Raw genomic sequence first — 13,662 nt, 5'->3', positions numbered from 1 at the left:
CTCGGCTGGCTTACTGTCTTATTTCAATCTCCAGTGTGTGCATGGCCTGGCTGAAACCCAGCACATGCTGTGCCGGCAGCTCCACGCTGGCACCCTTGTACTGGGTCACCACCGACGCCGACGACTTGTTGTTGTAACTGCGCATGCCATACAGCGTGTTGCTGTGCATGCTGCCAACAAACAGCCGCAGCGGGGCTTGCAGCCATATCGCCTCCTGCACGGCGGCAGTCGGCAGCTCGACATACTGCTTCCAGCTGCAGTAGCCGTCGCCCGGTGTTGGCCTGCACTGGAAATCCTGTAGCGGCTGGCTGCGCGAGTCAGCGCTTGGCAGCAGCATGCGCCGTCGCCCGGCGCTGTCCTGCCACCACACATGCAGTTGTTCGGCATCCTGCTGCTGCACCTGGGCCACGGGCTGATTGCGTGCCGCTTGCGGGGTGACCGCCAGGTAGTTGCCGCTGGCATTGATGTCCAGCAGCAGGCGGTAGGCATAGTCGCCGCTGGCATGGTGATTGCTGGCCAGCAAGCTGGCCCTGGCGCTGAGCGTGCCCTTGAAGCGGGCATCACCGGCGCGCTGTTCTGCGCCAAAGCTGCGTTCGGCACGGTAAGTCACGATTTTGCTGCAATCCGGACAATCGGCTTGCCCGCTTTCCTTGCGGATGGGTCCGGCCGGACCATCCGGCAAGGCCGGGGCGTGGCTGGCGCAGGCGCTGAGCAGCGTGCCCAGCAGGAGTGAAATGACAGTCTTGTTCATGGCTTGCCTTGGTTAGGGCCTGTTAACGCTATTTTTTTCACGGCGGCGGATGTTGAGGGGATGCAATGCGCAGAAAACCGCGCGCCGCAGGGCATTCCCTGCCAGCGCGGTTTGACAAGGCAGTGCGCTGCTCAACATCCGCGCCGCAGAAAACATCGTGTTAACAGGCGCTGCGCATTCCAGTGGTCTGGAATGCGCAGCGCGACTTTACCGCGACTGGCTAATAACGCCAGCGGCTTTGACTGCTTCTTACGAAAATTTACCCGTCGTCCGCCTGCTGCCCGGGGCTGGCTGACCAGCCGAGCACACGGCGGGCAGTCACCTTAGCGATCTGAGGTATCGGTGGCAGCCAGATGAGGGCGGATTTCCGCCAGCAGTGCCTGGTGGCCCTGCTCCAGCTCTTGCAGCTGGGTGGCCAGCGCGGCGCCTTGTTGTTGCCGCGCCGCCGTTTCCAGCTGCTGGCATTGCAGGGCAAAGGGTTTGGCACCGATGGACAAGGCCGCGCCTTGCAGCGCATGGGCCAGCCGGGCCACCTCATCCAGCCGTGACTGGGCGATGGCCTGCTGCAAGCCGGCCATGCGCTTGCTGGAGTCGGTGACAAAGCTGTGCAGCAGGGTCTGCAGGAAGGCGCTATCGCCATCGCAGTTGTCCAGCGTGGCCTGGTAATTCAGCAGCGGCAGCTTGTCCGTGCCGGCTGGCAGCGCTGGCGGGGAGGGTGGTGTGGCCATGTCGTGCTCGCCGGCCAGTACCCGTTCGATTTCCTCGAACACGCGCTGGGCATCGATGGGCTTGCTGACATAGCCGTCCATGCCGGCCTCCAGACAGCGCTCGCGGTCGCCCTTCATGGCATTGGCGGTCATGGCGATGATGGGCAGGCGCGGCTGTTGTGCCAGGGCTTCATTGCGGCGGATATGGTGGCAGGCTTCCAGGCCGTCCATCACCGGCATCTGCATGTCCATCAACACCAGGTCGAATGGCTGCTGCGCCAGCATGTCCAGTGCTTCCTGGCCATGGTTGGCGATGCTGACCATGCAGCCGCGCCGGGACAGGATGGCCAGTGCCAGCTTCTGGTTCACCTCGTTGTCTTCCACCAGCAGCACATTCAGCTGCTGGTGTTGTTCTCTGACCGTGTGGCGGGTGACCAGGCCCGTTGTGCCATTCTCAGCCGTGAGGCCAAGCCGCTGGCGGATGACGGCGAGCAGCTCTTCCTGCGAAACCGGCTTGGTCAGATAGCCGCCGATGTTCAGGTCCTTGCAGCGGCGGCCATCGCCGCGCTCGCCGGAGGAAGTAAGCATGATGATGTCGGCCTGGCAGCCTTGTTGCTGCAACTGACCGGCGACATCAAAGCCGGACATGCCCGGCATGTGGCCATCCAGCAGGATCAGCGCAAAGGACTGCTGTTGCAGCAGGGCCAGCGCCTCGAAGCCATCGGCGGCCAGCGTGGCCTGCATGCCCCAGTTGCCGAGCAGGGCGGCCAGCCAGCTGCGGTTGGTGGGGTTGTCATCGCAGACCAGTACCGGCAGGCCGGCCAGCTCGGCGGGTTGGCTGGGGGCTGTCTGCTCCGCGCTGAGCTTGAGCGGGATGCAGAAAACAAACTCCGAACCCTGCGCAGGCTCGCTGTTTACCCGGATGTCGCCACCCAGCAGGGTCACCAGTTTCTGGGTGATGGACAGGCCAAGGCCGGTGCCGCCATAGCGCCGGGTGGTGCTGTTGTCAGCCTGGGCAAAGGCATCGAAAATGATTTTCTGTTTGGCCGGGGCAATGCCGATGCCGGTGTCGCGCACGGAAAAAGTCAGCAGATAGCTGTCGGCCGACTGGCGCTTGCCGCTGACGCTGAGGACGATCTCGCCCTGCTGGGTGAATTTCACCGCATTGCCCAGCAGATTGTTCAGCACCTGGCGCAGGCGCGAGGGGTCGCTGATGAGGCGGTCGGGCAAGCTCGGGTCGATCTGGCAGACCACTTCCAGTCCGCGCTCTTCGGCCTTGAGGGTAAAGGGGTAGATGGTCTGGCTGATCAGGCTGCGCAGCGAGAAGGGCAGTGATTCCAGCACCAGCTTGCCGGCGTCTATCTTGGAGAAGTCCAGGATGTCGTTGATGATGATGAGCAGCGCATCGGCCGAGGATTTGACGATTTCCAGGTACTCGCGCTGGCTGGGGGCCAGGTCGGTGTCCAGCGTCAGTTCGGTCATGCCGATGATGCCGTTCATCGGGGTGCGGATTTCGTGGCTCATATTGGCCAGAAATGCCCCTTTGGCCACATTGGCCGCTTCGGCCTGTTCCAGCGCCCGGTCCAGCTTGCGGCTGAGTGCTTCGGCCTCTTCCCGCCGTCTTTCGCTGTGCGACAGGTTGCGGTAGGCCAGTGCGGCGATCAGTGCTGCCAGCAGCATCAGCAAGGCGGCGGTGATGGCTACCGTGGTATTGATGTTTTGCAGGCTCTGGTTGCTGACATTGGCCGCATCGGTCAGCTGGCTGTTGGCTCCCACCGTCAGCTCGCGCACATTCTCCACCACGCTGTCCAGCTCGCCGATGAGGGCGGTGGCCTGTGCCCGGTCGAAATAGCCGTCACTGGCGGCAAGCTTGCGGTCGGTGCGCACGACCACATTGTTCAGGCTGCTGATCTGCTGGCGATACCACTGATTGTTGGTAAACAGCGCCGCATAGCGGTATTCCTTCAGCAGATTGATACGCGATACCAGGATGTTGTAGCGCAGTTGCAGCTCGTCCAGATCCGCAGTCTGGCCGGTGGCCTGGGCTACCTTGGCGGCGCCCACGGTGCGGAAGTAGTCTATCCCCAGCTGGGAATACACCCACACCACATTGTCCTGGCCTTGCTCGGCAAAGCGTTTCATCTCGGCCTGCTGGCGCTGGTAGAGCATGCCGACCACCAAGAGTGCCGCCAGCATCAGGATGCCCAGCAGCCACACCTGGTTGTTGACGCGGTATTGACGTGAGAACAGTGACACTGGCTATCCCGGTGGTGATTTATTCAACGCGGATGCGGTTGACCTGCCATACGCAGCGCGAATAGCTTTCCTTGTTGCGCAGCTCCGGCTTCTTGTCAAACGGGTACATGATGAACAATGGCCCCTTGTCGCGCACCGTCAGCGTTTTGCCATTGATCTTGCGGGCCAGGATCACATCGTATTTTTCCAGATCGGCCAGCGGTATTTCTGCGGCGTAGTCGTTCAGGGCAACCACATACAGCTTGCTGCCCTTGCTGCCGGTCGCTTTCAGCACGTCACGGAACAGCGGCCCTTCAAAGGTTTGTTCTTCCTTGTACCACGGTGTCGGCACGGTCATTTTTACTTGCGGCAGCCTGTCCAGCATGGCGCTGTCAAACACGGCATTGGCACCGCTGTTCTTTTCGGTAATCTGCCCGGAAATGGTCACGATGGGGTGACCGGCAGGCTTTTCCAATGCCAGTGCGGTGGCCGACTGCAGCGCCAGCAGGCAAGAAAACAGAAAAATGTGGCCGGTTTTTGCCATGGTGATTTCCTTGATGTGTAAACGGCGTTCAATGAAAAATACGTGCGGTGCTTGGGTTTGCCGTGCTGCATTCTACAAGCGGACAACAAAAAAGCCATCTTTGATGATTCCGTCATGCTGACCAGTCCCGGCAGATTGCCTGCTGGCCTGATGTCGCGGCCATTTTTTTATCCGCTACTTTCTGCGTTTTGTCTTGCGCTTTCTGCTGTGCCGGGTAGTGGGCGATCGGTCAGGTGTCGGCCTTGGCCGGCTCTTGGCACAGCAATATTTGCATAGAAAATAGTGATGCAATAAAGACAATATATATATTTTCCGTATCCAAGACGCTTCCCTAGACTGCAGTGGTCAGGCCGGCATGCCACCCATGCCGCCCGGCATCCCCGCGCTGGCCTTGTCGTGCCGGCGGGCGGGGCATACACAGGGGAGGAGACGACGATGGTGATGGAAAAGACAGATACGCTGGTCATCGGTGCCGGCCAGGCCGGCATTGCCCTGAGCGAACACCTGAGCAAGCTGGACGTACCACATCTGGTGCTGGAACGCCAGCGCATCGCCGAACGCTGGCGTTCCGAGCGCTGGGATTCGCTGGTGTGCAATGGCCCGGCCTGGCACGACCGCTTTCCCGGCCTGGATTTTGCTGATGTCGCAGCAGATGCCTTTGCGGCAAAAGAGCAGGTGGCGGATTACCTGGAAGCCTATGCCCGCCATTTCAAGGCACCCATCCGTACCGGGGTGGAAGTGACGCGGGTGACGCGCAATAGCGGCCGTCCCGGCTTCACCGTGGAAACCAGCGCCGGCCTGATCGAAGCACAGCGCGTGGTAGCGGCTACCGGCCCTTTCCAGCGACCACTCATCCCGGCCATCCTGCCCGAGCAGCCTGGCATCACCCAGCTGCATTCAGCTGCCTATCGCAATCCACAGCAGCTGCCAGCAGGTGCGGTACTGGTGGTGGGCTCGGGTTCTTCCGGCGTGCAGATTGCTGACGAACTGCAACGCGCCGGCAAGAAGGTTTATCTGTCGGTTGGCCCGCATGATCGTCCGCCACGCAGCTATCGCCAGCGCGACTTTTGCTGGTGGCTGGGGGTGTTGGGCGAGTGGGATGCGCAGAAAGTCCAGCCGGGCCGCGAGCATGTCACCATCGCCGTCAGTGGCGCGCGTGGCGGGCATACGGTGGACTTCCGCCGGCTGGCTGAGCAAGGCATCACCTTGCTGGGGATGACCCGTGACTACCTGCAGGGGGTGATGCGCTTCCAGCCTGATCTGGCGGCCAACATCGCTGCCGGCGATGCCAACTATCTGGCGCTGCTGGATGCGGCCGATGCCTATATCGAACGCAACGGGCTGGACCTGCCGCCCGAGCCGCAAGCGCGGCTGATCGGGCCTGCGCCGGCCTGTGTCAGTCATCCGGTCCTTGAGCTAGATTTGGCCGAGGCCGGTATCAGCACCATTATCTGGGCCACTGGTTTTGCCGTGGATTACAGCTGGCTGCAGGTCGATACCTTCGATGACAAGGGCAAGCCCTTGCATCAGCGCGGCATTTCCGCCGAGCCGGGCGTGTACTTTCTTGGCCTGCCCTGGTTGTCGCGCCGTGGTTCCAGCTTTATCTGGGGCGTGTGGCACGATGCCAAGTTCATTGCCGACCATATCTCCACCCAGCGCAAATATCAGGCTTATCACGTGGCGGCCGCTCACCCTGCCACCGCACCGGCCTGAAACAACAGCCGGGCCAATCAGACACATCCGGGCTGTTTCGCCAGCCCGTCATCCACTGCAATGAGGTGAAATATGGTTCACAAGCGCATTCGTCCGTTCAATACCAAAGAAACCTATCCGGAACAAAAGCTCGACAATGATCTGTGTCAGGCGGTGGTGGCCGGCAATATCGTTTTCCTGCGCGGGCAGATCGGCCAGGATCTGGACACGCGCGAATCGGTTGGCATCGGCGATGTCGCAGTACAGACCGAAAAAGCCATGGCCAATGTGAAAATGCTGCTGGAAGAGTCCGGCAGCTGTCTGGATCATGTGTGCAAGATCGTCATCTATCTGGTGGACACCCGCTATCGCGAAACGGTGTACCAGGTCGTGGGCAAGTGGCTGAAGGGGGTGTATCCGGTGTCCACCGGACTGGTGATTTCGGCGCTGGCGCGGCCGGAATGGCTGGTGGAAATCGACATCACCGCCGTCATCCCCGAGGGCTATCAGCCATGACTTTCTCCATTGCGGCGCGCTGCCCGCAAACCGGCATGCTGGGGGTGGCGGTGGCCTCGTCCAGCATTGCCGTCGCCAGCCGTTGCTGTTACCTGCAGGCCGGAGTGGGAGCAGTGATGAGCCAGAACGTGACCAATCCGCTGCTGGGGCCGCTGGCACTGCAAGCCATGGCCAACGGGCTGCGCGGCGATGCGCTACTGCAGCAGCTGGCGCAGGCAGATCCCCATCTGCAATGGCGGCAGCTGCTGGCGCTGCCCGCCAGTGGCGAGGCGGTCACCTTCAGCGGCGAGCATGCCCTGGGGGTCTACGCCACCGCCAGTGGCCCGCATTGCGTAGCCGGTGGCAACATCCTGCACAGTGCATCGGTGCCGCAGCAAATGGTGGCCGCTTTTGCCGCCAGCTCTGGCCATCTGGCCGATCGCCTGCTGGCTGCCATGCAGGCGGCTGTGGCCGCCGGTGGGGAAGCCGGCCCCATCCATGCTGCCGGGCTCAAGCTGGTGGCAAGCCAGGCATGGCCGGTGATCGACCTGCGCATTGACTGGAGCGAGCAGGAGCCCGTCGCCGAACTGGCGCAATTGTGGCAGCGCTATCGTCCGCAGATGCAGGACTACATTACGCGGGCGGAAAACCCGCAGCAGGCACCGGGCTTCGCCGTACCCGGCGTGGCGGCACCACGCTGAGTCGTGCTCGCGCGCAGGCGCGCTGGTTCGGGCAGGGCTGCCTTGTTCTGCCGTCCAGCGCGCCTGGACCCGCCGGCGATGGTACATGCTGTTTAGTGTGTGTCATCGTCTGGCTGTTTTTCTGCTTAGCATCGCTAACAACACCTCGCAGGGCAGCCGGGCCAAGGCCTGCCGACGCTGACAATACGCCTATTACGGCAAGCCGGTGCAAGGCAGGAACGGGGGTGTTAGCAGGTCTTATGCAAAATAACTTTAACCTAAACCTGCGTCTTCCTCTTTGCCGGCGCAGTGAGTGATGCGCTGCCCAAACGCGCATGAATTGGGTCAATTGGCTATTTGATTGATAAATAGGCAGATGCAGTCGAATCTGCATACCCGGTAGCAAGATCGCGCCAATTCATTACCCTTGCCCAAGGGTATTAATCGCCCGTTCCGGGCCGTTTTGTCTGGGAAATTCAGTACTGGGTCTTGTTTTGTCCGGCCTGTCGCTGCTGCAGTAAAAAATCCACTCCGCCAAAAATATTGTGAAGTCATATCCTGCTTGCCAGGCAGCGGTCTATTTGCTGCCGGAAATCACGCGCAGGGCAATGGTCGTTTTGTTGACCTGGATCAAGCTCAACTGTGTTGACTAAGCATTAGCAGTTCATTATATTACCGTTTCATTATTCATATAAGTTTTTCCTTTCGGATCATGCAACTGTTGTTGGCATAAACAAATGATGCATATCCGGAAAGAAGCCGTAGCAATGGCGGATGAAGAATCGGCAAATGTTGACTACGGCATACCCTAAATCAAGTAAAAGGTGAGCATGATCATGAGTGGATATAACGCAGTTCTGGCAAGAAATACGACAAATGCTCCTGAGAATATGGGTCCTTATTCGCAGACAGCCGCTTTCTCTCATTACAATAATCTGTCGGCACAATTGCCGATTGATCCGGCATCCGGCCAATTGGTAGCTGGCGGTGTAAAAGAGCAGGCTGAGCAATCCTTTAAAAACATCAAGGCCATTGTCGAAAGTATCGACCATGTTATGGATGATGTGGTCAGAATCACCATCTTCCTCAAGAATATTGCCGATCTTGACGCGGTAAATCAGGTCTATGCCACATTCTTCCCGGCTTATCGCCCTGCATTGACCACAGTAGCGGTCGCTGCATTGCCGCTGGGCGCACTGGTGCAAGTGGAAGCACTTGTTTCCAATGGTGAAGGTACCATTCCGAATGCACCGCAAGCCGGTGATCTGGTGAAAATCGCCAAAAATATCGAAAAGGCACCGATCAGCCCGCTGTCCACGCAGACCGTGGCTTTTTCCCACTACAACAATATCTCGGCGCAATTGCCGATTAATCCGCTATCCGGTCAACTGGTAGCTGGCGGTGTGAAAGAACAGACCGCGCAATGCCTGAAGAACGTCAAGGCCATTCTGGAAGGGATTGACGTGCCTTTTGACGATATCGTCAAGGTTAATGTCTTCCTGAAAAACTTCGCAGATATTGATGCCGTCAATGAAGTTTATACGACCTTTTTCCCGGATTCGGCCATTGCCCGCGCGGTAGCCTATTTCCCTGCCCGTACGGTTATTGCTGCCGCAGCATTGCCGATGGATGCACTGGTGCAAATCGAAGTCGTGGTATCGCATGGCGATGGCACGCCGCCGCAAGCAGTTGAAGACCGCCACGGCATCGTGATCAAGGCAAATAACACCGCTGCTGCACCGAAAGACCGTCTGTCCACCCAGACCGTAGCCTTCTCGCACTACAACCATCTGTCCGCCCAACTGCCGCTGGATGCAGCAAGCGGTGCGCTGGTGGCTGGCGGCATCAAGGAACAGGCTGCGCAGTGCCTGAAGAATATCAAGGCCATTGTTGAAAGCATCAACCACCAGCTGGCTGATGTGGTCAAGGTGAATATCTTCCTCAAGAATATCGAGGATATCGCTGCCATCGACGAGGTGTATGCCACCTTCTTCCCGACTGGCACGCCGGCCCGCCGTATCGTTGGCGTGGCAGCGCTGCCGGGCAATGCCCTGCTGCAGATCGATGCAGTGGTGTCGCATGCGGAAGGCACTGCACCGCAAGCCTGAGCATTACAGGCTGGGACATAAGCAACTGCCTTGTTCCTTAAAATGAAGAAAGCCGGGTTTATACCCGGCTTTCTTTTTTTGCTTGCAGACAACCTGTGCCAACAGGCGCGGTGGCCATCACCAGTGAGCTCATGGCCACCACGCAAGCAGATCGTGTCAGTGCGCCTGGCTGGTATCGGCCACCCGTGTCGGGCGCGGGGCCAGCCAGATGGCGCAGGCGGCCACGATAAAGGACAGACCGGTCAGCCAGAAGATCTGGTTGGTCGCCAGCATGATGCTTTGTGATTGCAATAGCTGGGCCAGCTGGCCGGTGGCGGCATCGATGCTCAGGCCGCTGTCACGCAGTGTGCGCAAGGTGCTGCCCGTACTGTCTATGCTGCCGACCAGATCAGCATGGTTATAGCTGGCCTTGTCATCCCAGGCGGTGGTCACCAGCGAGGTGGCAAAAGCGCCGGACAGGGTACGCATGAAGCTCATCAGCCCGGCGGCGGCCGCCATTTCCTGTGGCTCGACGCTGGCCATGGCCAGCCCGGTGAGCGGCACGAAGAAGAAGGGCATGCCTACACCCTGGAACAACAGCGGCAGCGCCACTTGCCAGAAACCCATGTCAGTCGTGGAGAAGCTGCGGTACAGCGTGACACCGCCCAGCCACATCACCCCCATGAACACCAGCGGGCGCGGATCAACCCGGGTGGACAGCTGCGCCACCAGCGGTGCCACCAGCACGGCCAGGATGCCGCTCATGGCCGTGGCGTGGCCGGCTTCGGTGGCGGTGTAGCCCATATAGCTCTGCAGCCATTGCGGGGTCAGCACCGTGGCACCGAAGAAGGAGCCGAAAGCCAGCGAGATGGTAAGCACGCTGGCCCAGTAGCCACGGTGGCGGAATACCCGCAGGTTTACCACCGGGTTACGCTCGGTCAGCTCCCAGATGAGGAAGGCGGCAAAGCCGACTGCCGCCGTTACCGACAGGGCGATGATCTCGGCCGAGTTGAACCAGTCCAGGTTCTTGCCTTCGTCCAGCATGATCTGCAAGGCGGCCACCCACACCACCAGCAGGCCCAGCCCGACGGCATCGACGCGGATTTTCTCGCGCAGGCTTTCCTGGCTCTTCAGCAGCTGCCAGCCGGCATAGCCGCACAGCATGGTGATGGGGACGTTGATCCAGAAAATCCACGGCCAGCTCACCTGATCGCACAGCACCCCACCCAGAATCGGCCCCATGACGGGCGCAATCAGTGTGGTCATGCTCCATAAGCCAATGGCTGCGCCGGTTTTTTCCTTGGGGAAAATCCGCAGCAGCAAGGTTTGCGACATCGGCATCAGCGGGCCGCCGGCCAGGCCTTGCAGCACGCGGAACAGCACCAGCGTTTCCAGTGAGCCGGCCATGCCGCACAGCAGGGAAAACAGGCCGAACAGCACCATGGAGCCGATGAACAGCCGCACCGTACCCAGCCGCGCGGCCAGCCAGCCGGTGAGCGGCACCGTGATGGCTTCGGCTACGGCATAGGAGGTGATCACATATGTGCCCTGGCTGGAAGAAACCGCCAGGCCGCCGGCAATATTGGGTACCGACACATTGGCAATGGTGGTATCCAGTACGGCCACGAAGTTGGCGGCGGCCAGCACCAGGGCGGCCAGCCACAGCGTATTGCCCTGCAGCGGTTGCGGGGTGGTGGGAGTTTGGCTGCTGGACATGGCTTACTCGCTATGGCTGGTGCTGGCGGTGTCGATGGTGACTTCCATCGATAGCCCTACTTGCAGCGGATGGGCGCGCAGTTCGGCCGGGTCCAGCGCAATGCGTACCGGCAGGCGCTGCACCACCTTGATCCAGTTGCCGGTGGCGTTTTGCGCCGGGATGGTGGCAAATGCGGCACCCGAGCCACCGGACAGGCCGGCCACCTTGCCGTGGTAAGTGATGCGGCTGCCGTAGAGGTCGGCCGTCAGCGTGGCCGCTTGGCCGATGTGTACCTTGTCCAGCTGCACTTCCTTGAAGTTGGCGTCCACATGTACCTGCTGCAACGGCACGACCGACATCAGCTGGGTGCCGGACTGCACGCGCTGGCCGGTCTGCACCTGGCGCTTGGCCACCACGCCATCCACCGGGGAGCGGATCACCGTGCGTGCCAGGTCGAGGCGAGCCTGGTCACGCTTGGCGCGGGCCAGTGCCACTTCGGGGTTGTTGTCCACCGTGGTGTTGACGGTGAGGGTCTGGTTGGCCTTGAGCGAACCCTGCGCGGCGCGGGCATTGGCTTCGGCCTGTTTGGCAGCGGCTTCGGCGGCGGCCAGGCTGGCGCTGGCCGTGCTGAACACGTTTTGCGCATTGCTCAGCTCTTCACCGGATACCGAACCGCTCTTGGCCAGTGCCTGGCGACGATGCAGGTCCAGCTCGGCGCGTTGCAGGTCGGCGCGGGCAGAGGCCAGCTGCGCATTGCTGCGTGCCTGGTCGGCAATACGCGCCTGAATCTGCGCCTGCAGGCCTTCGTCGCTGGCCAGATAGCCTTGCACGCGGCGTTCGGCACGGGCCAGTTCGGCTTCGGCCTGCGACAGATTCAGTTTGGCGTCGCTGTCATCCAGCCGAGCCAGCATGTCGCCGCGCTTGACGGCCTGGGTATCCACCGCCAGTACCTCGCGCACGGTGCCGGTGACTTCCGGGGTGACCTGGGCAATTTCGGCTGCAACATAGGCATTGTCGGTGCTGACATGGTGGGAGGCCACCAGTACCCAGTAGCTGCCGGCCGCCAGTGCGCCCAGGGCGACGACACCGCCAAGCAGGGTAAACAGTTTCTTGCGTTTGGCCAGGCACAGCTGGTCGCTGGTTTGGGGAGCTTCGCTGGCAGGCAGGGTGTGGCTGATATCACTCATGATGGTTCTCTAGTATGCGGTTTGTCTGTGTGTGTGCCGGTAGGGTGGGCTCAGGCTTGCTGATAGCCGCCGCCCAGCGCCTTGATCAGGCTGACGTCAAGCAGCAGCAGCCGGGTTTCCAGGCTGGCTGCGCTGCGACGAGTGGCGATGACGTTATCCTCGGCGTTCAGTACATCCAGGTAGCTGGCCAGGCCGCCCTGGTAGCGGTTCTGCATGACCTGATAGGACTGTTCGGCGGTTTTCAGGGCCAGTCGGCGCTGCTCCAGTTGCGGACCAAGCTCCTTTTCCTGTGCCATTACGTCGGCGACATCGTGCAGGGCCTGGGTCAGTGTCTGGTTGTAGCTGGCGACGGCGGCATCGTATTCGGCACGTGCCACGCGGTAATTACCCTGCAGCGCACCGCCACGGAAGATGGGGAGTGAAATGGCCGGGCCGATGCCGCCAACGTCCGAGCCGCTCTTGCCCAGCAGGCTCAGGCCCAGCGACTGCACGCCCAGATAGGCCGACAGATTGACATTGGGGTAGAACGCCGCGTGGGCCACATCAATGCGGCGGGCGGCGGCTTCGGCGCGCAGGCGGGCGGCGGCCAGGTCGGGCCGGCGGCCCAGCAAGTCTGCCTGCAGGGTAGCGGGCAGGCCCTGCGCGTGCAGCAGGCTGGCTTGTGGTCGGGCAATGACCAGCCCGCGATCCGGCCCGGCCCCCATCAGGGCGGCAAGGCTGAAGCGCTGCTGGGCAATGGCCTGACGCGCTGCGCTCAGGTCGGCGCTGGCACCGGCGGCGCGCGATTCGGCCTGGCGCAGGCTGCCCAGGGTTTCCAGGCCGTTGTCGTAGCGTTGCTGCAAGAGTTCGACGCTGTGGCGGCGCACGGCCAGCGCTTGCTCGGCGGCATCCTGTTCGGCAAACAGGCGGGCCAACTCAGCATAGCCGGCGGCAATCGAGCTGGTCAGTGTCAGCCGGCTCTGCGCGGCTTCGGCCACGGCGGCAGCCAGTTCCGTACTGGCGGCGGCGACGGCGGCGCGGTTTTTGCCCCAGAAATCGAACTCGTAGCTGAAGTTCAGCTCTACGCTGGCAGAGTTGTTGTAGCCGTGGGGGACATAGGCTGCCGGCATACCGTTGTTATAGCTTTGCTTGAGCTTGGTGACCGAACTGTCCAGGCTGACGCTGGGCAGCCGGCTGGCACCGGCCTGTTCGGCCTGACCCGCAGCTTTGGCCAGGCGGGCCTGGGCGGCGGCAAGGTCGGGTGCGTTGCTCAGTGCTTCCTGCATGATGGCATTGAGCTGACTGTCGTTATAATCCAGCCACCAGTTGCTGTTGGCCCATTGGGCTGGGGTGGCGGGGAGGCTTTGCTGGCTGGCCAGCTCGGTGGTGGTTTTGTTGCGGGCGGCCGGGCCCAGTTCGGGCACGCTGGCGCAGCCGGTCAGCAACAGGCTGGCTAGCAGCGAAAGTTGCAACAGGGTGTGCCCGCGGCGCATGCTTGATGTGGTGTCCATAATATTGCCAAGGTCTTTAACTGTACGGTACGGTACGGTTATAATGCAGCCGAATATTGTCGTCAAGAAAAACTGTACAGTTTGGTACTGTTTCGGAG

Annotated in this window: 10 protein-coding genes; 4 read left to right on the top strand and 6 right to left on the bottom strand. The window is 61.2% G+C overall.

All coding sequences use genetic code 11. From position 1 onward, the window contains the following. Positions 1-10: 10 nt before the first annotated feature. The 3 genes from DBR44_RS01615 to DBR44_RS01605 form a co-directional block, all read right to left on the bottom strand. Entirely contained in the window at positions 11-751 is a 741-nt protein-coding gene (locus tag DBR44_RS01615) for a hypothetical protein (protein ID WP_124641410.1), read from the bottom strand. A gap of 323 nt (positions 752-1,074) precedes the next feature. Beyond that, on the bottom strand, positions 1,075-3,714 hold the full coding sequence (locus DBR44_RS19445) for a response regulator (protein ID WP_158613536.1): 2,640 nt from the start codon (positions 3,712-3,714) through the stop codon (positions 1,075-1,077). A gap of 19 nt (positions 3,715-3,733) precedes the next feature. Further along, entirely contained in the window at positions 3,734-4,237 is a 504-nt protein-coding gene (locus tag DBR44_RS01605) for a molybdopterin-dependent oxidoreductase (protein ID WP_124641408.1), read from the bottom strand. 441 nt (positions 4,238-4,678) lie between these two features. Here DBR44_RS01605 and DBR44_RS01600 point away from each other — a divergent pair, with 441 nt between their 5' ends. The 4 genes from DBR44_RS01600 to DBR44_RS01585 all read left to right on the top strand — a co-directional run bounded on the left by DBR44_RS01600 (position 4,679) and on the right by DBR44_RS01585 (position 9,212). Beyond that, positions 4,679-5,950 carry an NAD(P)/FAD-dependent oxidoreductase gene (locus tag DBR44_RS01600; RefSeq protein WP_233578282.1) on the top strand — a complete coding sequence of 424 codons (1,272 nt, stop codon included), beginning with the start codon at positions 4,679-4,681 and terminating at the stop codon, positions 5,948-5,950. Positions 5,951-6,022: 72 nt separating this feature from the next. Next, positions 6,023-6,445 carry a RidA family protein gene (locus DBR44_RS01595; protein WP_103525597.1) on the top strand — a complete coding sequence of 141 codons (423 nt, stop codon included), beginning with the start codon at positions 6,023-6,025 and terminating at the stop codon, positions 6,443-6,445. Further along, positions 6,442-7,125 (top strand): DUF1028 domain-containing protein, encoded by a 684-nt coding sequence (locus DBR44_RS01590; RefSeq protein WP_124641404.1) that lies wholly within the window; start codon positions 6,442-6,444, stop codon positions 7,123-7,125. Before DBR44_RS01595 ends, DBR44_RS01590 begins: the two co-directional genes overlap by 4 nt. Positions 7,126-7,934: 809 nt before the next feature. Next, a complete protein-coding gene (locus DBR44_RS01585) occupies positions 7,935-9,212 on the top strand; it encodes a RidA family protein (RefSeq protein WP_370449617.1) in 1,278 nt (425 codons plus the stop codon). Positions 9,213-9,368: 156 nt separating this feature from the next. On the opposite strand, the gene DBR44_RS01580 is transcribed toward DBR44_RS01585, so the two are convergent. From DBR44_RS01580 to DBR44_RS01570, 3 genes are read right to left on the bottom strand one after another with little or no spacing between them, the layout of a single operon-like run. Continuing rightward, the gene (locus DBR44_RS01580) at positions 9,369-10,907 is read right to left on the bottom strand and encodes a DHA2 family efflux MFS transporter permease subunit (protein ID WP_124641400.1); all 1,539 of its coding nucleotides are present in this window, start codon (positions 10,905-10,907) and stop codon (positions 9,369-9,371) included. 3 nt (positions 10,908-10,910) lie between these two features. After that, positions 10,911-12,074 (bottom strand): HlyD family efflux transporter periplasmic adaptor subunit, encoded by a 1,164-nt coding sequence (locus DBR44_RS01575; RefSeq protein WP_124641398.1) that lies wholly within the window; start codon positions 12,072-12,074, stop codon positions 10,911-10,913. A 50-nt stretch (positions 12,075-12,124) separates the two neighbouring features. After that, positions 12,125-13,546: an efflux transporter outer membrane subunit gene (locus DBR44_RS01570; protein ID WP_124641396.1), complete on the bottom strand. Its 1,422-nt coding sequence runs from the start codon at positions 13,544-13,546 to the stop codon at positions 12,125-12,127. Positions 13,547-13,662 lie beyond the last annotated feature (116 nt).

Origin of the sequence: Aquitalea sp. FJL05, assembly GCF_003852595.1 — a bacterium.
Classification (GTDB): Bacteria; Pseudomonadota; Gammaproteobacteria; order Burkholderiales; family Chromobacteriaceae; genus Aquitalea; species Aquitalea aquatilis.
Note: the sequence above shows the minus strand (reverse complement) of the source record. Positions and strands in the feature narration are given on the sequence as shown.

Coding starts and splice junctions, on each gene's coding strand:
- DBR44_RS01615 (WP_124641410.1), bottom strand. CDS start 751: ATGAACAAGACTGTCATTTCACTCCTGCTGGGCACGCTGCTCAGCGCC.
- DBR44_RS01605 (WP_124641408.1), bottom strand. CDS start 4,237: ATGGCAAAAACCGGCCACATTTTTCTGTTTTCTTGCCTGCTGGCGCTG.
- DBR44_RS01600 (WP_233578282.1), top strand. CDS start 4,679: ATGGAAAAGACAGATACGCTGGTCATCGGTGCCGGCCAGGCCGGCATT.
- DBR44_RS01595 (WP_103525597.1), top strand. CDS start 6,023: ATGGTTCACAAGCGCATTCGTCCGTTCAATACCAAAGAAACCTATCCG.
- DBR44_RS01590 (WP_124641404.1), top strand. CDS start 6,442: ATGACTTTCTCCATTGCGGCGCGCTGCCCGCAAACCGGCATGCTGGGG.
- DBR44_RS01585 (WP_370449617.1), top strand. CDS start 7,935: ATGATCATGAGTGGATATAACGCAGTTCTGGCAAGAAATACGACAAAT.
- DBR44_RS01580 (WP_124641400.1), bottom strand. CDS start 10,907: ATGTCCAGCAGCCAAACTCCCACCACCCCGCAACCGCTGCAGGGCAAT.
- DBR44_RS01575 (WP_124641398.1), bottom strand. CDS start 12,074: ATGAGTGATATCAGCCACACCCTGCCTGCCAGCGAAGCTCCCCAAACC.
- DBR44_RS01570 (WP_124641396.1), bottom strand. CDS start 13,546: ATGCGCCGCGGGCACACCCTGTTGCAACTTTCGCTGCTAGCCAGCCTG.